Source organism: Microbacterium sp. SS28 (assembly GCF_022761035.1).
GTDB lineage: Bacteria > Actinomycetota > Actinomycetes > Actinomycetales > Microbacteriaceae > Microbacterium.
Genome location: NZ_JAKWJP010000004.1, coordinates 368,602 through 386,743, shown reverse-complemented (window position 1 = coordinate 386,743; position 18,142 = coordinate 368,602). Strand labels below are relative to the sequence as shown.

The following is an 18,142-nucleotide window of genomic DNA, read 5'->3' as shown; positions in this document are numbered from 1 at the left end:
GTTCCACGGTAAAGGTTGACGTCGCGGCAAGGTCAAGCGGCGGCATCCGGAACTTCTCAGAAGACGAACGAATGCCTCCTCTTGACTGACTCGCGATATATCGTGTTACTCTGGTGGAACGCGATATATCGCGAGACGAACCCACAGGAGACACACCATGACCCTCGAGAAGTGGATCATCCACCCGGGCGAGACGCGCGTCATCGACATCGAAGACGTGCGCAAGCTAAAAGTCGGCCTCGTCGGAGGCCAGATCGACGTCGTCGCGCACGATGAGCCGGGCGTGCGCATCGAAGTGCACGGCGTCACCATCAAGGACCTGCGCATCGAGGCCTCGGGCGACCTGCTCGAGATCGACCATCCGCAGCTGCGCTGGGACAACTTCCTCGAGGTGTTCCGCAACTTCGGCGTGAGCGGGCCGAAGGCCGAGATCAGCGTCGCCGTCCCCCGTGACATCGCGCTGACCCTGGGCGTCGTGTCGGCGAGCGCGCTCGTGTCGGGGCTGCACAGCGATGCCAAGCTCAACACCGTGTCGGGCGACATCATGGTCGACGGCATCACAGGCGACGTCTCGGTCAACGCCGTCTCTGGCGACGTCAATGCGCGCGGCCTCTCGGGCACGCTCAACGCCAACAGCGTCTCGGGCGACGTCGCGGCGACCGGTGCGCTGCGCCGCGCGACGATCGACACCGTCTCGGGCGCGATGCTCGTCGACTCGACCGGCGGCGTGCACACGGTGACGCTCAACAGCGTGAGCGGCAACGCCACGATCCGCCTCGACGAGGGGCTGCCCGCCAACTACGCCATCCGCAGCGTCGGCGGGCGCGTCCAGGTCGACGGCATCGTCCGCTCGGGCCAGGGCGGCATCACGACCAACTACACCGGCTCGGTCGGCGAGCTGAGCGGCACGTTCGCGGACGTGCGCGCCAACTCGGTGTCGGGCGATGTCACGGTGCTCCGCCGCGCGGCAGCGCCGACGCCCGAGCCCCACGACGAAGCGAAGGAATGGTGATGGCTCCCGTCTTCTCGCACGGCGACCTGCGCCTCTACCTGCTGAACCTCCTCGACGAGGGTCCCCGCCACGGCTACGACATCATGCAGGCGCTCTCGGACCGCACCGGCGGCACCTACACCCCGAGCGCCGGCACGATCTACCCGCGCCTGGCGAAGCTCGAGGAAGAGGGACTCGTCACGAAGTCCGTCGACGGCCGCAAGACGGTCTACCAGATCACCGAGGCCGGACACGCCGAGGTGCAGTCCCGCGCGGGCGAGCTCGAGGGCATCGAGGCGGGTCTCGCCGACTCCGTCCGCCTCATCGCCGACGAAGTGCGCGGCAGTGTCCGTGAGGCCATGAAGAGCCTGCGCGCCGACCTCGCCGCGGCCGCGCAAGACGAGCGTGCCGAGCCGAAGTCGGCGCCGGATGCCGCATCCGCCGTCGACGACGCGCGCACGGCGAGCCGCGAGCAGCTGCATCGCGCCGAGGCCCTCGTGGCCGAGTTCCGCGCGCAGGTGCGCAGCGACCTGCGGACGTACGTGGCCCGCGGCGGCGTCATCGCCGAGTGGACCGTCGACGACCTCGAGTCGGCGCTCGACTCGGCGGCCCGCTCCGTCACCCGCGCCCTGCGCGGCTGAGGAATACGACGAGGGGAGGGCGGGATGTCGCATCCCGCCCTCCCCTCGCTGGTTCTCCTCTGCTCGTCCGGCGGCCGGCCGCCTCGGCGTCAGGCCGCAGGACGCGGCGCGGCGCCGAGCGCGTTCAGCAGTGCCGCCGAGATCGTGTCGAACCGCTGCGAGCCCTCGAACGGACGCGAGACGAGCATCGCCCCCTCGAGGCCCGCGAGAAGCGTCTCGGCGGCATCCCGCGGCGGAGCCGTCTCGGTCAGCTCGCCGTCACGCACGCCTTCGGCGATGACGCGTGCGAGCCACTCCGTGTTGCGCTCGAAGAACTGCGCGACCTCGGACTGCGCGTCGGGCGAGAGCGTCTCATAGTCCGACGCGAGCATGCCGCACAGGCACATGCGGCCGCGGGCGAGCACTCCGCCGTAGACCTGGGCGTATTCCCGCAGTCTGACTGCCGCATCCGTCTCGCCCTCTTCGATCACGTGCAGCTGAGCGAAGAAGCGACTCGAGTACCGGTCGATGAGAGCCCGCACGAGGTCGGCCTTCGTCGCGAAGTGGTAGTGCAGCGACGCTTTCGTGATGCCGAGGCCCGCCGAGATGTCGGCGTACGACATGCCGTTGACGCCCCTCGTCTGCACGAGCTCCTCGGCGAGGTCGAGGATGCGGTCGGCCGTCGCGATGGTCGGAGTGTCGCCCATGGTCGCCATAGTAATGCCGCACCGCCTCTTGTATCTACCTTCTGGTAGGTAGATAATCTGTCTACTAGTAGGTAGATGGATTCGTCGAGGAGGACGAGATGCAGACAGTGGAGCACGAGACGTTCGCGAAGCCGTCCGAGGTGCGGACGTTCACGCACGGCAAGGCCGAGATCCTCGAGGTCGGCGACAGCACGATCGGTCGCCTCATCCTCGAACCCGGGTGGCGCTGGTCGAACGACGTGGGACCCATCGCAGGGACGGAATCCTGCCTGGCCCCGCACTTCCAGTACCACGTGCAGGGTCGCTTGGCGATCCGCATGGACGACGGCACGGAGTTCATCGCGGGCCCCGGAGACGTCACGAGCCTGCCGGAGGGGCACGATGCCTGGGTCGTCGGAGACGAGCCCGTCATCGTCGTCGACTGGTTCGGCTCGACGAACTGGGCGAAGGAGGGTGCGCACGCCGAGACGGCGAGCGCCTGACCTCAGCCGGGCTACGCCGGCCAGATCTCCTCGTCGTCGGCGATCGGGTCGCCGAGCGGGACGACGAGGATCGGCCGGTGCTGGCGGTGCGCGAGGCGCGCGGCGACCGAACCGGTGAAGAACTCGCGGATCGACTCGCCGAGACCGCGCTTGCGCGTGCCGACGACGATGAGACGCGCGTCGACCTGCTCGGCGAGGTGCTTGATGGCGATCGCCGGGTCTCCGACCAGCTGCTGGGCCGTCCAGGTCACCTCGTGACCCTCGAGCGCCGTGGCCGTCTCGTTCCTGACGAGGTCGAGTTCGGCCTCGCCTCCGCCGACGTGCATGTCGATCGGCGCCGAGTGCACATACCCGTCCGGGTCTTCGTAGGTCACGAATCGCGTCACGTCGACGTGCACGACCAGCAGGGGGGCGCCGAGCACCTTGGCGTAGCGCGCAGCCTCCTTCACGACCCGTGCGGGCTCACCCGGGACGACGCCCACGATGACCGCGCCGTGAACCTCCGGCGCGGGAGCTCCCTCGCCGACGACCTCGGATTCTTCCTGCGCCATCTGTGCATCGCCCCTTCCGCATGCGTGTGCAGACACCGTCGCCCCGGAGCGCCGTGTTATTCTGAATGCTACTCTTACCGGCCTTGCCGCCGGATGTGATTGCCCGGGCTATGGACAGCGGGACGCCCGCACACCAGCCCGCTACTCGGAAATGAGGGGGTCTCGCATATGGGGCGTGGCCGTCAGAAGGCGAAGAACACGAAGATCGCCCGTGAACTGAAGTCCTATAGTCCGAGTGTCAACTACTCGGCGCTCGAGCGCGAGCTGGGTCATCACGAGGTCGAGTACGTCGACAAGTGGGCGGATCAGTACGCCGACGAACTCGAGGACGAGCGGGCCTGACCCGCCCCTCGGCGCGCGCCGGTCAGCTCTGGGAGCCGACTGCGCTCGACTTCCGTCGCGCCCGCCGTGCGCGCCACCATGTCCACGCGCGGTCGAGGCGCACCTTCAGCCACGCCGAGATGCGGCGCGCCCAGTGGAACTCGGTGCCCAGCACCGCGAGCCCGAGGAAGACCGTGATCCATCCGGGTCCGGGTAGCGCGAGCAGGACGATGCCCACGAGGGTGAGCGTCACGCCGATCACCGCGACGACGGCACGGTAGGCGAGTTCGAGGCGCGGACGCTCGGTCACCCACGCGCGCATGCGCGCGAGGCGGCGGAAGACGGCGTGATCGCGCTGCTCGCCGTCGGGAGCGGATGCCGCGACCTCGCCACGTCGGACGGCGTCGGTCGGCGCCTGCGAGGTGGAGGCCTGCGGAGCCGTCAGCGTCATGCTCCGACGGTAGCAAGCCATCTCGCGTGACTGCTGGGAGGCATGCCCGTCAGGGATGCAGGCTGCTCGAGACGTGCCACGCGCCGCGTCGCGCGATCCTCTCGAGCTCGTGCGCGCGGGACGCGAAGTCATCGGCCGTCGTCGAGAGCGACACGGCGCCCACTGTCCGGCCGTTGCGCGCCCTCACGGGCGCGGCGATGCATGCGAGCTTGGGCATGTACTCCTCGACCTCGACCGCGATCTGCAGCGCCCGCACGTCGTCGAGCTGTTCCAGCAGTGCCCGCTCGCTCGTCACGGAGCGCGACGTCACGGCCGCGGCGCCGTGCCGCTCGAGGTAGCGGCGGACGCCGTCGTCGTCGCGCGCCGCGAGCATGAGCTTTCCGAACGCCGTCACGTGTGCGGCATCCGCGAATCCGATGTGCAGCTGGCCGATCCTCGGATGCGCCGCCGACTCGGCGACGTGCGCGACGGCGATGTCATCGCCGCGGAAGACCGTGAGGTAGGCCGGCGTGCGCGCCGCGTCGCGCATGTCCTCGAGGATGCGTCGCACGGTGGGCGTCGCGACGAGCTGCGAGCGCACAGCGCGGCCGAGGCCGTCGACGGCCCGGCCGAGCATGTACCGGGCGTCGCTGCCGCGCACGAGGTAGTCCTGCGTCTGCAGCGACGCGAGCAGGCGGTACGTCGTCGCGGTCGAGAGGTCGAGTCGCTCCCCCAGCTCGGCGGCCGTCAGCCCGTCGGGCGTCGCGCCGATCTCGGCGAGGATCCGCAGCACGCGGTCGGCGGAACGGATGCCCGCGGCATCGCGGGTGGGGGCGCTCATGGCGACAGTGTATGTCGCGGCGACTTTCGCACATCGTGAGAACGGATGTCGCGGCGCGGGCCCGCGCGGCTCGACGCTGGTGGCAGACACGGTCGTCTACGAGAGGAACCACCATGACCGACAAGATCCTCATCCTCACCGGCGATGCCGCCGAGACCCTCGAGGTGTTCTACCCGTACCACCGCCTGCAGGAGGCGGGCTACGAAGTGCACATCGGCGCACCCGTCAAGCGCAAGCTGCAGTTCGTCGTGCACGACTTCGTCGACGGATTCGGCACCTACACCGAGAAGCCGGGCCACGCGTGGGACGCCGACGTCGCGTTCGCCGACGTCGACCCCGCCGACTACGTCGCAATCGTCGTGCCCGGCGGACGTGCGCCCGAGTACATCCGCAACGACGAGGACGCCAAGCGCATCGTGCGGCACTTCTTCGAGGCGAACTCCCCCGTCGCGGCGACCTGCCACGGTCCTCTCCTGCTCGCTGCGGCGGGTGTCCTGAAGGGTCGCACGTCGTCGGCCTACCCCGAGCTCGCGATCGACGTCGAGACGGCCGGCGGCCTGTTCGAGAACGGCGGCGCTGTCGTGGACGGCAACCTCGTGACGGCGCGCGCGTGGCCCGACAACGGCATCTGGATGAAGGCCTTCATCGACGTGCTCGAAGGAGCCCGCGTCACCGCCTGAGCCGTCCCCCGTCTGCCCGGTCCGCTCGCCACGGGCCGGGCAGTCTCATGCCCACGCGCCGTGCCGGCGCTCCCACTCGTCCTCGACGGTGTGCGGGCGCGCCACGACGAACCCCGCCGGGATCGCGGCCACGACGACGGCCGCGAGGATAAGGAGCGGCACGACCCACGCGTCGGTCGCATCGTGCAGAAGTCCGATGGCGAGCGGGAAGACGGCCGCGATCGCGTAGCCGATGCTCTGCACGAACCCGCTGAGAGCGACGGATGCCTCGTGCGTGCGCGTGCGCAGCCCCAGCAGCACGAGCACGAGCGGGAAGAGCAGCGGCGGTATGCCGAGCAGCGCGACCCACAGCCACGGCGCGGCCGCCGGGGCCAGCAGCAGCCCCGCCACGGCCGCGAGACCCGCGACGACCGCCACGGTGTAGAGGGAGCGCACGATCCGGTGGCGCGCGACGAGCACGGGTACGAGGAGCGACGCGGGAAGGCCCATCGCCGCGAAGAGGGACAGCAGGGCCCCCGCGGCGGCGGGCGTGACATCCGCGATGTCGACGAGGATCGTCGGCAGCCAGGCGAAGCAGGTGTAGGCGATCGTCGACGAGACGGCGAACGACACCGTGAGCGCCCAGGCGAGCGGAAGCCGCCAGAGCCGGCCGAAGACGGCGGGGCTCGCGCCTTCGATGGCTTCGTCCGCCCCGTTGCTGCGTGACCGCACGAGCAGCGCGATCCACGGGCCCAGCGCCGCGAGCGCGAAGACCGCCCACAGTCCCAGCGAGAGCCGCCAGCCCGCGGCATCCGCCACCGGCACGGCGATGAGCGGCGGCAGGAATGTCGAGACCGCCATCGTCGTCGAGAACACGGCAGTCATGAGGCCGATCCGATCGGGGAAGTATTTCTTCACGAGGGGCGGAAGCAGCACGTTCGCGACGCCGACCGCAGCGAAGATGAGCGCCGTCCCGAGCAGCAGCGTCAGTCCGTCGACCGCCAGGGCGCGCGCGATCATCGCGAACGCGGCGACCGCGAGCGCGACCACGACGAGCCGCTCGAGGCCGAGTCGGCGCTCGAACTGCGGCGTGAGGATGCCGAAGATCGCGAAGCAGACGGGCGGCGCCGTGCCGATGAGCCCGATCGCCCACGCGGGCACGTCGAAGTCGACCGCGACGTGGTCGAGGATCGGCGAAAGGGATGCCACGGCCGACCGCAGCGAGAAGGCCAGCAGGACGATGCCGACGAGTGCGAGGGCCCTCCCACGCCAGAGCGGACGGGAGGGAGAAGTCACTCGTACGAGCCTACGGGCCCTCGCGACACCCCGGGCCGCCGCCTCCGCCGACACCCGATCGACAGGTCAACCACGCGTCCGGAGGCGAAAGATCGCAGATCCGTCCTGCAGATCCGTGGTCGACCTGCGGATGCCGGGGTGGATCGAAGTCAGGACTCCTGCGAGCCCTCGACCCAGGCGAGGTACTCGTCCGAGACGGTGCCCGTGACGTAGCGGCCGTCGAAGCAGCTCATGTCGAGGTCGTCGAGGTCGGAGCCCTCGATGATCGCGGCCTTGAGGTCCTCGACCTCCTGATAGACGATGAAGTCCGCGCCGAGCTCTTCGGCGATCTCGGGGATCGTCCGGCCGTGCGCGACGAGCTCGTGCCGCGAGGGCATGTTGATGCCGTACACGTGCGGGTAGCGCACGGGTGGGGCGGCCGAGGCGAACGTCACGCTCTTGGCACCGGCATCCCGAGCCATCTGGATGATCTCTTTCGAGGTCGTCCCGCGCACGATCGAGTCGTCGATGAGCAGGACGTTCTTGCCTTTGAACTCGCTCGACATCGCGTTGAGCTTCTGGCGCACGCTCTTCTTGCGCACCGCCTGGCCCGGCATGATGAACGTCCGGCCGATGTAGCGGTTCTTGTAGAAGCCCTCGCGGTACTCGATGCCGAGCTTTCGGGCGACCTGCATCGCGGCCGGCCGCGACGAGTCGGGGATCGGCATGACGACGTCGATCGTGCCCTCGGGCGTGTACTTCGCGATCGTGTCCGCGAGCCGGTCGCCCATGCGCAGACGGGCTTCGTACACCGAGATGCCGTTCATGACCGAGTCGGGCCGCGCGAGGTAGACGTACTCGAACGAGCACGGCGCGAGCTGCGTCTCGGGCGCGCACTGCTTGGTGTGGAGGCGTCCCTCGAGGTCGATGAAGACGGCCTCGCCGGGGTCGACGTCGCGGACGACCTCGAACTCGCCGTTCTCGAGCACGAGCGACTCGCTCGTGACGACCCACTCGTAGTGGCCGTCCTCGTGCTTGCGGGTTCCGAGGATGAGGGGACGGATGCCGAACGGATCGCGGAACGCCAGCAGACCGTAGCCCGCGATGAGGGCGATCGTCGCGTACGAGCCCTCGACGCGCTCGTGCACGCGGGTGACCGCCTGGAACACCTGCTCGGGGTCGAGCTCGAGGCCCGAGATCGAGGACTGCAGCTCATTCGCGAGCACGTTGACGAGCAGCTCGGTGTCGCTCGACGTGTTGAGGTGACGGCGATCCTTGTGGAAGAGCTCGCCGGTCAGCTCGCGCGTGTTCGTGAGGTTGCCGTTGTGCACCAGCACGATGCCGTAGGGGGCGTTGACGTAGAAGGGCTGCGCCTCTTCCTCGCTCGACGCCGTGCCCTTCGTCGCATAGCGGACGTGCCCGAGGCCGATGTCGCCCAGCAGCGAGCGCATGTCGCGCGTGCGGAACGCCTCGCGCACCTGGCCCTTGGCCTTGGCCATGTGGACGACGCCGCTGCGCTCGGCCGTCGCGATGCCGGTCGAGTCCTGGCCGCGGTGCTGCAGGAGCAGCAGGGAGTCGTAGATCTCCTGGTTGACGGATCCGCGCCCGACCATCCCGACGATTCCGCACATGTGGTGTTACTTCGCTCCGCTGTAGGTACCGACGAGGCGCACGGCCCCGCCGTCGACGCCCTTGGCGCCCTGTTCGAACTCGCCGTCGGGGCGCGTGCCGGCCTGGACCGTGCCGACGCGCCAGGCGTGGATGCCGTCGCTCGCGAGTGCCGTGATCGCGGCATCCGCCGTCTCGGGCGAGACGACGGCGAGGAAGCCGATGCCGAGGTTCCAGGTGCCCTCGGTCTGCTCGAGGGTGAGATCGCCGAGATCGGCGAGCACGCGGAACACGGGCGAGGGCGACCACGTGGAGCGGTCGACCTCGACGAACGTTCCCTGCGGCAGCACGCGGGCGAGGTTGGCCGCGATGCCGCCGCCCGTCACGTGGCTGAGGGAGTGGACGCCGTCACCGGTCTCGGCGATGAGGCGCAGCAGGGGGGCCGTGTAGAGGCGCGTCGGCTCGAGCAGGGCCTCGCCCCACGTCGTGCCGAAGTCGGCGGCGTTGTCGCCGTACTGGATGCCGGCGCGCGCGACGATGTGCCGCACGAGCGAGTAGCCGTTGGAGTGCAGACCGCTCGAGGCGAGCGCCAGCACGACATCCGCATCGCGGACGCGGTCGGCGCCGAGCAGCGCCTCGCCCTCGACGACACCTGTCGCGGCTCCCGCGACGTCGTAGTCGTTGGGTCCGAGCAGCCCGGGGTGCTCCGCGGTCTCGCCGCCCACGAGCGCCGTGCCCGTCTCGGAGCAGCCCGCCGCGATGCCGCGGACGATGTCGGCGATGCGCTGCGGGAACACCTTGCCGCACGCGATGTAATCGGTCATGAAGAGCGGCTTGGCCCCCACGACGACGATGTCGTCCACGACCATGCCGACCAGGTCGAGCCCGATCGTGTCGTGCTTGTCGATCGCCTGCGCGATCGCGACCTTCGTGCCCACGCCGTCGGTGCTCGACGCGAGGAGCGGGCGCTTGTACGCGTGCAGGAACGACGCGTCGTAGAGGCCGGCGAAGCCGCCGACGCCTCCGAGCACCTCGGGACCGTGCGTGCGGCGGACTGCGGACTTCATGAGCTCGACCGCGAGATCGCCGGCGGCGGTATCGACACCGGCGGCAGCGTACGGGTTTGCGGAGGAGTCGGCGGGGGCGCCCGTCACGGGCGCGTCGTCGGTGGGATTGGCCACCACCCAAGCCTACCGGCGGCTCGACGGGACGGATGCCCCGGAGTCATGCCGGCGCCGGGCCCACCTCGCGCGGCCCGATCTCGCCGCGCCTGGGGTGATGTGGCGGCAGAAGAGGGCATTCCGGCCTGCCCGATGTCGGAGTGCGCGATTTAGACTGACGGCATGAGCAGCGGTGGCTCCCCGGAGTGGGTGATTCGCGAGGACGCGAGTCAGCCCGTGCTGCTCGCCCTCTACCTGCGCCAGGTGCTCGGCATCCGCTCGCCCGACGAGCTGCCGCAGCTGCGCGGCATCCCGGCCCGTGAGAATCTGCGGGACGACGACGCGCAGGCGCGCCTCGAGCGTCAGTGGCGCGAGTACTGGGCCATGACAGTCGAGCCGCAGGCGCATCCCTCCCCCGTGCCGCTCGATCTCGTCGACGGCTACGAGACCCTCGTCGCGCTGCCCCTCGAGGGCTGCGACGACCTGCGCGAGGCGATGGCGCCGTGGGCCTCCGAGGCTCTCGCGTACTCGCAGTCGGCGAAGGAGAGATACCGGAAGGATGCCGCGGCCAAGCCCGGCGTCTCGTACCGCGCGTACGCGAGCGCGATCGCCGAGCACGAGCGGCAGGTCGGCCGGCGCGCGCACTCGTTCGAGCTCAACGTGCAGGTGCTCCCGCTGACGCAGCGCGGCGTGTGGTGGATCGGCTCGCTCACGATCGCCGTGACGGACGGACTGCGGGGGGATGTCGCGGCCTTCGACGCCGCGATCCACCCGATCATCGCCGAGCTCGCCTGAGCCTGCTCGACCGAGCGGCGGCTCAGACCTCGGGGAGTCGCTGCACCGTCTCGCGGTCGACCGTGACCTCGCGCGAGCTCTTGCTGCTCCTGCGGTCGAGGATGATCGCGAGCACGCCGAAGAGCGCGATGCCGACGGCGACGCAGATGAGCGCGAGGAACCCGAACACCTGGCCCGACGAGTAGACGAGGCCCGTGTTGGGGCTCTGGTTGACCGTGCCGTCGTACGCGAAGGTCAGGATCAGGGCCGTGAGCAGCCCCAGGAGCCCGCCGGCGACGACGAAGACCGAGAACTTCGGGGCCCGCCGCACGCGCACGCGCTCGAGGTGATCCTCGACGACGGTCTCAGGAGGAGCGGATGCCTCGGGCTCGGGCATCTCGGGGGTGTTCGGCTTGTCGGCCATGTCTCCATTGTCTCACCGCCCGTCGCGGCCTTCGCCGGTCGGCGGGGTTGTCCGGTCGCCCCGGCCGCGGATCAGGGGCGCAGCGGGAGGAGGTCGGACAGGTCCGAGCGCACGCCCGAGGCGACGATGCGGCCGGCGGCAGCGGCATCCGTCCACTGCTCGGCTCCTGTCGCGACCGCGATCCACGTGTCGGCGTCGGTCTCGACGACGTTGGGCGGCGTTCCACGGGTGTGCCGAGGGCCCTCGACGACCTGGACGGCGCCGAACGGGGGCACGCGCATCTCGACCGAGTTGCCGGGCGCCTTCTCGACGAGCAGCTGCAGCAGGTAGCGGACGGCCGTCGCGTGATCGGTGCGCGAGGGCGGAGTGGATGCCGCTCCCGCCGCCCGCACCGCGTCGAGGGCCGCGCGGCCTTCGTCGAGGCCGATCTTCTTCGCCATGCGTCCACGGTAGCCCCGGCCCCTGCTCGGTAGGCTGGAACGATGCGCATCCTGGTCCTCGGCTCCGGTGCTCGCGAGCACGCCATCATCCTCTCCCTGCGGTCGGAGGAGGCGGGCCACGAGGTGTTCGCGGCCCCCGGCAACGCCGGCATCGCGCGTGATGCGACGATCGTCGAGCTCGACGCGAACGACCCCGCCGCCGTCACGGAGCACGCCAACGCGCACGCGATCGATCTCGTGGTGATCGGGCCCGAGGCCCCGCTCGTGGCGGGCGTCGCCGACGCGCTGCGCGAGCACGGCATCCCCGTCTTCGGACCCGGCAGGGCCGCGGCGCAGCTCGAGGGCTCGAAGGCGTTCGCGAAGCGCATCATGGAGGCCGCGGGGGTCCCGACCGGCCGCGCCGTCCGCGCGCACTCGCTCGCCGAGGTGGAGGCGGCCCTCGACGAGCTCGGCGCTCCCCACGTCGTCAAGGCCGACGGCCTCGCCGCGGGCAAGGGCGTCATCGTGACGGAGGACCGCGCGGCGGCCCTCGCGCACGCCGAGTCGTACCTGCCCAGCGGCCCGATCCTCGTCGAGGAGTTCCTCTCCGGCCCCGAGGTGTCGCTCTTCTTCCTGAGCGACGGCGACCACGTGCTGCCGCTGAGCCCCGCGCAGGACTTCAAGCGCCTCGGCGACGGCGACGCCGGTCCCAACACGGGCGGCATGGGTGCCTACTCGCCGCTCCCCTGGCTCGGCGATCACGTCGCGCCGGCGGTCGAGGGCGAGTCGAGCGACCCCGAGGAGGCGTTCGTCGACCTCGTGACCCGCGAAGTGGCCGAGCCCGTCATCCGCCGCCTCGACGAAGAGGGCACGCCCTTCATCGGCCTGCTCTACGCGGGCCTCATCCTCACGCCGCAGGGCGTCAAGGTCATCGAGTTCAACGCGCGCTTCGGCGACCCCGAGACGCAGGTCGTGCTGCCGCGGCTCCTCGACCCGCTGTCGGAGCTGCTGCTGGCAGCGGCATCCGGCAATCTCGAAGACCGCTCTCGCCCCGCCTTCTCGGACTCCGCCGCCGTGACCGTCGTGCTCGCTTCCGAGGGCTACCCCGAGGCGCCCGTCACGGGCAAGCCGCTTTCGGGACTGGATGCCGCATCCGCCGTCGACGGCGTGCACCTCGCGCACGCGGCCACCGCCGAGTCGGGCGACGGACTCGTCGCGACGGGCGGGCGCGTGCTCAACGTCGTCGCGGTCGGCGAGGATTTCGCCGAGGCGCGTGATCGTGCCTACCGCGCGCTCGCCGAGATCGGCCTCGAGGGCGGGCAGTTCCGCACCGACATCGCGGCCCGCGTCGCCGACTGACGCTCGGCGCGCGAGCCTCGCGTTTTCTGGCGACTCGCCAAGAAGCGCGGTGCCGGGCCGCACATTCTGGCGACTCGCCAGAATGTGCGGTCGGTCACACGGGGAAGGCTCAGCGGGCCGTGAGGGCCGCGGCGACCTCGGCCAGGACGCGGCGGAAGACCGCGACGGCGGGGAACTCGCTTCCTGAGGAACGGGCCGACGTGAAGACCGTCCGGCGGGGGCTTCCGGGGAGGTCGACGAGGCGGCATCCACTCGGCTCGGCACCCGTCCAGATGAGATCGGGCAGGAGTGCTGCGGCATTGCCCGTCTCGACGAGCCGCACGTGCGCCTGCAGGTCGGCCGTCTCGTAGCGCACGTCGGGCTCGAAGCCGGCAGCGCGGCACTGCTGCTCGGCGTAGTGACGCGAGGCCGCGCCGCGCGGCTCCATGACCCACGGCAGGTCGCGCGCGGCGGCGACGGAGTCGATGGCGGAGTGCTCCACGGCCACAGCGAGACGGATCGCGTCGGTCGTGAGCGGCTGGCGATCGAGGCCCGGGTGGTGCGGCGCGGCGTGCGCGGGGTAGTGCTCCGCGACGACGAGGTCGAAGTCGCGCAGCCACGTCTCGCGCAGCGCGGTCTCGGGCTCGCGCTGTACGAGTTCGACGCGCACGTCCGGTGCGACGGTGCGCATCGCCTCGAGCGCCGCGGGCATGAGTGCGAGCATCGCGGACTGGAAGACGGCAGCGCGCACGGTGCCCACGACGTCCTCGCCGGAGGTCCGCAGTTCGGCCTCCGCGAGCTCCATGACGTCGAGCAGATCCGCCGTGCGGGCCACGAGGCGCTCCGCTGCGGGGGTCAGCCGCAGCCCGCGCCCCGACTTGCGCAGCAGTTCGACGCCGGCCTCGCGCTCGAGCTGGGCGAGGTGCTGTGACACGGCCGAGGGGCTGTACGCCGCCGACTCGGCGACGGCCGCGATCGTTCCGCGCAGATGGAGTTCACGCAGGAGTCTGAGCTTCTTGAGGTCCAGCATCCGTCGCCCTCCAATACGTAAGTAATCATGAAGAGAATACGGAAGAAAGCATCGCTTTTCTTTCATGGATGCGACGCGGACACTGGATAGAGACCTCTGTGATCCAGGAGCAGCCCATGACGACGACCGTCCTTCCCGAGACCACCCCGCACCTCGCCGACGAGACCATCGCTCTCGTCGACCGCTGGCTGAAGGACGCGTCCACGATTCCCGCGAGCGTCGCAGCGCAGCGACTCGCGGGCGTGCTGAGCGACCCTGCGGGCCTCGAGTTCACGACCGGGTTCGTCGACGGCGTCGTCCGCCCCGAAGACCTGCGGGTCGCAGCGCAGGCCCTCCGCCGCGTCGCCCCGCTCGTCCCCGGCTTCCTGCCTGCTCCCCTGCGCACGGCCGTCCGCCTCGGCGGCGTCGCGGGTCCCATCGCACCCGGCGTCGTCGTGCCGATCGCCCGCACCGTGCTGCGCCGCATGGTCGGCCACCTCATCGCCGACGCGCGCGACGAGAAGCTCGGCACGGCGATCAGCGCGCTCAAGCGCGACGGCGTGCGCCTCAACATCAACCTCCTCGGTGAGGCAGTGCTCGGTGCGGCCGAGGCGCAGCGCCGGCTCGAGGGCACGATGCGCCTGCTCGCGCGCGACGACGTCGACTACGTCTCGGTCAAGGTCTCGGCGATGGTCGGACCGCATTCCGCGTGGGGCTTCGACGAGGCCGTCGAGGCGATCGCCCTGCGCCTCACGCCCCTGTTCCGGCTCGCGGCCTCGTCTCCGGCCGCGAAGTTCATCAACCTCGACATGGAGGAGTACCGCGACCTCGACCTCACGATGGCCGTGTTCACGCGGCTGCTCGACGAGCCCGAGTTCGAGAAGCTCGAGGCCGGCATCGTGCTGCAGGCCTACCTGCCCGACTCGTTCGCGGCGATGATCCGCCTGCAGGAATGGGCCGCGGCCCGTCGTGCGCGCGGCGGCGCGGGCATCAAGGTGCGGCTCGTCAAGGGCGCGAACCTCTCGATGGAGCGCGTCGACGCCGAGATCCACGGCTGGCCGCTCGCGACGTGGTCGACCAAGCAGGAAAGCGACACGCACTACAAGCGCATCCTCGACTACGCGCTCGAGCCCGAGCGCATCGCGAACGTGCGCCTCGGCATCGCGGGGCACAACCTCTTCGACATCGCGCATTCGTGGCTGCTCGCGAAGGAGCGCGATGTCACGGCCGGCGTCGAATACGAGATGCTCCTCGGCATGGCCGAGTCGATCGCCGAGGTCGTGCGACGCGAGGTCGGTGGGCTCCTGCTCTACACGCCGGTCGTGCACCCTCGCGAGTTCGACGTTGCGATCGCGTACCTCATCCGCCGCCTCGAGGAGGGCGCGTCGAGCGACAACTTCATGTCGGCGCTGTTCGAGCTCGACTCGAACGCAGCGCTGCTCGCACGTGAGACCGAGCGCTTCCTGGCCTCGCTGAGGGCTCTCGATGACAGCATCCCGCCGTCGAATCGCGTGCAGGACCGCTCGCTCGCCCCCGCGCCGCAGACCGGCTTCGCGAACGCGGCCGACACGGATCCCGCCGTCCCCGCGAACCGCGCGTGGGGCCTCGAGATCCTGTCTCGCGTCCCGGACTCGCAGCTCGGGATCGCGACGGCCGACGCCGCGATCCTGACGGATGCCGCAGCCGTCGACGACGCGCTCGCGACGGCCCACGCGGCCTCCAAAGGCTGGGGGGCGCTCGGCGCCGACGCGCGCGCGGCGATCCTGCACCGTGCGGGCGACGTGCTCGAAGCCCGGCGCGCGGAGCTGCTCGAGGTCATGGCGTCCGAGGCGGGCAAGACGCTCGACCAGGCCGACCCCGAGGCATCCGAGGCCATCGACTTCGCGCACTACTACGCCGAGCGCGGCCGGGAGCTCGACGACGTCGACGGCGCGGTCTTCACGCCCGCTCACGTGACGCTCGTGACGCCGCCGTGGAACTTCCCCGTCGCGATCCCCGCGGGCTCGACGCTCGCGGCACTCGCCTCGGGCTCGGCCGTCGTGATCAAGCCGGCCCGCCAGGCCCGTCGGTGCGGTGCCGTCATGGTCGAGGCGCTGTGGGAGGCGGGTGTTCCGAGAGACGTCCTGCAGCTCGTGCAGCTGAGCGACTCGTCACTCGGCGCCGGGCTCGTGGCCTCCCCCGTGGTCGACCAGGTGATCCTGACGGGCGGCTACGAGACCGCCGAGCTGTTCCGCGGCTTCCGCCAGGACCTGCGCCTGCTCGGCGAGACGAGCGGCAAGAACGCGATCATCGTGACGCCGAGCGCCGACCTCGACCTCGCCGTCAAGGACGTCGTGCACTCGGCGTTCGGGCACGCGGGCCAGAAGTGCTCGGCCGCGTCGCTCGTGATCCTCGTGGGCTCGGTCGCCGACTCGCGTCGCTTCCGCACGCAGCTCGTCGACGCCGTTCGCTCGCTGCACGCCGCGCTGCCGACCGATCCGACCGCGCAGGTGGGTCCCGTCATCGCGCCGCCGAGCGGCAAGCTGCTCGAGGGCCTCACGACGATCGGCGAGGGCGAGTCGTGGCTCATCGAGCCCCGCGCGCTCGCCTCTTCGGCCGCTGACCCCGCCGAAGCGTCGAGGCTCTGGACGCCCGGCGTCCGCGACGGCGTGCGCCGCGGCTCGGAGTTCCACCTGACCGAGTACTTCGGCCCGATCCTCGGCATCATGACGGCGGCGACGCTCGACGAGGCCGTCGCCATCCAGAACGAGGTCGACTACGGCCTGACGGCGGGCCTGCACTCGCTCGACGCCGCCGAGGTGAAGCAGTGGCTCGCGCGCGTGCAGGCCGGCAATCTCTACGTCAACCGCGGGATCACGGGCGCCATCGTGCAGCGCCAGCCCTTCGGCGGCTGGAAGAAGTCGGTCGTCGGCGCAGGCTTCAAGGCCGGCGGACCCAACTACCTCGCGGGCCTCGGTCGCTGGACCGACGCCAAGCCGGTTCGGGATGCCGCCGCCCCGTCGGCCTCGCCGGTCGCCGCGATCGTCGCCGCGACCCGGCCCGCCCTCGATCCCGCCGAGAAGGTGTGGCTCGCCCAGGCGGTCGCCTCGGACGCGTCCGCGTGGAACGAGGAGTTCGGCGCGCTGCGCGACCGGTCGGGTCTCGCGAGCGAGCGCAACGTCTTCCGCTACCTCCCGGCCGAGACCGAGATCCGCGCCGAGGCGGGCGTGCCTCTCGTCGAGATCGCCCGAGTCGTCGCGGCGGCCGTCCGCGCCGGCGGTGCGGTGCGCCTGTCGGTCGCCGACGCCCTGCCGGGCGCCGTCGACGCGACGGTGCGTGCGAGCGGAGTCGGCATCGTCCGCGAGGACGCCGCCGCGGCCCACGCCCGCCTCGCGGCGTTGCCGCGCCCGCGCGTCCGGCTGCTCGGCGCGACGGCCGCTGTACTCGACCGCGCCGCGGCGGGACGCCCCGACATCGCCGTGTTCGACGGACCCGTCACCCGGGCGGGCCGCGTCGAGCTGCTGCCGTTCCTGCACGAGCAGGCCGTGAGCATCACGGCGCACCGGTTCGGCAACCCGGACGCCCTCGCGGCCCGGGTTCTCTGAGGCTCCGCGCGGCGCCCGCGGGAGGGCGGGCGCCGCGCGCGACATCCGTTCCCCTCTCCCCATCCGTCGCGAGATCAGGTGATTTCGCGGAATCAGGACGAGGGACCGCTCCCACCACCTGCACCGGAGAGATCACCTGATCTGGTGCAGCGGGCGCGGGACGGGCGACCTCGTCGAGCCCGCGCAGACATCGGCCGAAAGCACGAGAGAGTCGGGCCTCGCGGCCGATGCGGCGCGGCATCCCGGATCGCGAACATGGCGGCATGACAACCGCAACCGCCCCGCGCCGCACGACGCGGCGGCGCCCCGAATGGCTCGTCCCCGCGGGGCTCATCACGCTGAGCCTCGTGCCGATGATCGCGGGCGCGTCGCGCCTCAGTCAGCTCACGACCGGCGCCCCGACCGCCGAGAGCGCGCGGTTCTTCGACTCGCCGGCGCCCGTCATCGTGCACATCGTCGGCTCGAGCGTCTTCCTCGTGCTCGGCGCGCTGCAGTTCGCGCCGTCGCTGCGCCGACGGCGCTGGCATCGCATCGCGGGGCGCATCGTCGCACCGGCGGGGCTCGCCTCGGCGCTGTCGGCGCTGTGGATGACGCTCTTCTACGCGCTGCCGGCGACGGTCACAGGGCCTGGCCTGTCGGCCATCCGCATCGTGCTCGCCACGGCGATGGCCGCCGCGATCGTCGTCGCAGTCCTCGCGATCCGAAGAGGGGATGTCGCGACCCACAGCGCATGGATGACGCGCGCCTACGCCATCGGGCTCGGCGCCGGCACCCAGGTGCTGATGTTCCTGCCGTACACGCTGCTCATCGGCACGCCGAGCCGCGTCATGCACACCGTGCTCATGGCGGCCGGGTGGGCGATCAACCTCGCGGCGGCCGAGGTCGTCATCCGGCGTCGGGCGCGGGCCGCGACCCCCTCGGCTGCGACTCCCGCGCGCCTATCATGAGC

The 18,142-nt window shown here is 71.0% G+C and carries 19 protein-coding genes; 9 read left to right on the top strand and 10 right to left on the bottom strand.

Going from position 1 to position 18,142, the window contains the following annotated elements; genetic code table 11:
- Positions 1–157: 157 nt before the first annotated feature.
- Together MJ607_RS13430 and MJ607_RS13425 are read left to right on the top strand one after the other, a co-directional pair.
- A complete protein-coding gene (locus MJ607_RS13430) occupies positions 158–1,012 on the top strand; it encodes a DUF4097 family beta strand repeat-containing protein (protein WP_243076101.1) in 855 nt (284 codons plus the stop codon).
- Positions 1,012–1,632: a PadR family transcriptional regulator gene (locus MJ607_RS13425; protein WP_243076100.1), complete on the top strand. Its 621-nt coding sequence runs from the start codon at positions 1,012–1,014 to the stop codon at positions 1,630–1,632. The genes MJ607_RS13430 and MJ607_RS13425 overlap by 1 nt, the downstream gene beginning before the upstream one ends.
- 89 nt (positions 1,633–1,721) lie before the next feature.
- Here the strand turns inward: MJ607_RS13425 and MJ607_RS13420 are convergent, their stop codons facing one another.
- A complete protein-coding gene (locus MJ607_RS13420; protein WP_243076099.1) occupies positions 1,722–2,318 on the bottom strand; it encodes a TetR/AcrR family transcriptional regulator in 597 nt (198 codons plus the stop codon).
- A 98-nt stretch (positions 2,319–2,416) separates the two neighbouring features.
- Between MJ607_RS13420 and MJ607_RS13415 the strand changes: the two genes are divergently transcribed.
- Positions 2,417–2,800, top strand: coding sequence for a cupin domain-containing protein (locus MJ607_RS13415; RefSeq protein ID WP_243076098.1), 384 nt, complete (start codon positions 2,417–2,419; stop codon positions 2,798–2,800).
- An 11-nt stretch (positions 2,801–2,811) separates the two neighbouring features.
- Here MJ607_RS13415 and MJ607_RS13410 read toward each other — a convergent pair whose 3' ends face one another.
- Positions 2,812–3,351 (bottom strand): universal stress protein, encoded by a 540-nt coding sequence (locus MJ607_RS13410; RefSeq protein WP_243076097.1) that lies wholly within the window; start codon positions 3,349–3,351, stop codon positions 2,812–2,814.
- 168 nt (positions 3,352–3,519) lie between these two features.
- On the opposite strand from MJ607_RS13410, the gene MJ607_RS13405 reads away from it, so the two are divergent.
- On the top strand, positions 3,520–3,693 hold the full coding sequence (locus tag MJ607_RS13405) for a DUF3073 domain-containing protein (RefSeq protein ID WP_243076096.1): 174 nt from the start codon (positions 3,520–3,522) through the stop codon (positions 3,691–3,693).
- A 22-nt stretch (positions 3,694–3,715) separates the two neighbouring features.
- Here the strand turns inward: MJ607_RS13405 and MJ607_RS13400 are convergent, their stop codons facing one another.
- Positions 3,716–4,123: a TIGR02611 family protein gene (locus MJ607_RS13400; RefSeq protein ID WP_243076095.1), complete on the bottom strand. Its 408-nt coding sequence runs from the start codon at positions 4,121–4,123 to the stop codon at positions 3,716–3,718.
- Between the two features lie 49 nt (positions 4,124–4,172).
- Positions 4,173–4,943, bottom strand: a complete 771-nt coding sequence (locus MJ607_RS13395) for an IclR family transcriptional regulator (protein ID WP_243076094.1) — start codon at positions 4,941–4,943, stop codon at positions 4,173–4,175.
- A 113-nt stretch (positions 4,944–5,056) separates the two neighbouring features.
- On the opposite strand from MJ607_RS13395, the gene MJ607_RS13390 reads away from it, so the two are divergent.
- Entirely contained in the window at positions 5,057–5,623 is a 567-nt protein-coding gene (locus MJ607_RS13390) for a DJ-1/PfpI family protein (RefSeq protein WP_243076093.1), read from the top strand.
- A gap of 45 nt (positions 5,624–5,668) precedes the next feature.
- On the opposite strand, the gene MJ607_RS13385 is transcribed toward MJ607_RS13390, so the two are convergent.
- The 3 genes from MJ607_RS13385 to purM form a co-directional block, all read right to left on the bottom strand.
- On the bottom strand, positions 5,669–6,898 hold the full coding sequence (locus MJ607_RS13385; RefSeq protein WP_243076092.1) for a CynX/NimT family MFS transporter: 1,230 nt from the start codon (positions 6,896–6,898) through the stop codon (positions 5,669–5,671).
- A 149-nt stretch (positions 6,899–7,047) separates the two neighbouring features.
- Positions 7,048–8,508 carry an amidophosphoribosyltransferase gene (purF, locus tag MJ607_RS13380; protein WP_243076091.1) on the bottom strand — a complete coding sequence of 487 codons (1,461 nt, stop codon included), beginning with the start codon at positions 8,506–8,508 and terminating at the stop codon, positions 7,048–7,050.
- A gap of 6 nt (positions 8,509–8,514) precedes the next feature.
- Complete coding sequence (gene purM, locus MJ607_RS13375) at positions 8,515–9,666, bottom strand: phosphoribosylformylglycinamidine cyclo-ligase (protein WP_374238055.1); 1,152 nt, start codon at positions 9,664–9,666, stop codon at positions 8,515–8,517.
- Positions 9,667–9,828: 162 nt separating this feature from the next.
- On the opposite strand from purM, the gene MJ607_RS13370 reads away from it, so the two are divergent.
- Positions 9,829–10,440 carry a zinc-binding alcohol dehydrogenase gene (locus tag MJ607_RS13370; protein ID WP_243076090.1) on the top strand — a complete coding sequence of 204 codons (612 nt, stop codon included), beginning with the start codon at positions 9,829–9,831 and terminating at the stop codon, positions 10,438–10,440.
- A gap of 22 nt (positions 10,441–10,462) precedes the next feature.
- On the opposite strand, the gene MJ607_RS13365 is transcribed toward MJ607_RS13370, so the two are convergent.
- Both MJ607_RS13365 and MJ607_RS13360 read right to left on the bottom strand, forming a co-directional pair.
- A complete protein-coding gene (locus MJ607_RS13365; RefSeq protein ID WP_243076089.1) occupies positions 10,463–10,843 on the bottom strand; it encodes a potassium transporter Trk in 381 nt (126 codons plus the stop codon).
- A gap of 71 nt (positions 10,844–10,914) precedes the next feature.
- Positions 10,915–11,283, bottom strand: coding sequence for a sterol carrier family protein (locus MJ607_RS13360; RefSeq protein WP_243076088.1), 369 nt, complete (start codon positions 11,281–11,283; stop codon positions 10,915–10,917).
- Positions 11,284–11,325: 42 nt separating this feature from the next.
- Between MJ607_RS13360 and purD the strand changes: the two genes are divergently transcribed.
- Positions 11,326–12,621, top strand: coding sequence for a phosphoribosylamine--glycine ligase (gene purD, locus MJ607_RS13355; protein WP_243076087.1), 1,296 nt, complete (start codon positions 11,326–11,328; stop codon positions 12,619–12,621).
- 109 nt (positions 12,622–12,730) lie between these two features.
- Here purD and MJ607_RS13350 read toward each other — a convergent pair whose 3' ends face one another.
- Complete coding sequence (locus MJ607_RS13350) at positions 12,731–13,630, bottom strand: LysR family transcriptional regulator (protein WP_243076086.1); 900 nt, start codon at positions 13,628–13,630, stop codon at positions 12,731–12,733.
- A gap of 116 nt (positions 13,631–13,746) precedes the next feature.
- Between MJ607_RS13350 and MJ607_RS13345 the strand changes: the two genes are divergently transcribed.
- Positions 13,747–17,193, top strand: a complete 3,447-nt coding sequence (locus MJ607_RS13345) for a bifunctional proline dehydrogenase/L-glutamate gamma-semialdehyde dehydrogenase (RefSeq protein ID WP_243076085.1) — start codon at positions 13,747–13,749, stop codon at positions 17,191–17,193.
- A gap of 263 nt (positions 17,194–17,456) precedes the next feature.
- A complete protein-coding gene (locus MJ607_RS13340) occupies positions 17,457–18,140 on the top strand; it encodes a DUF2306 domain-containing protein (RefSeq protein ID WP_243076084.1) in 684 nt (227 codons plus the stop codon).
- Positions 18,141–18,142: the final 2 nt, after the last annotated feature.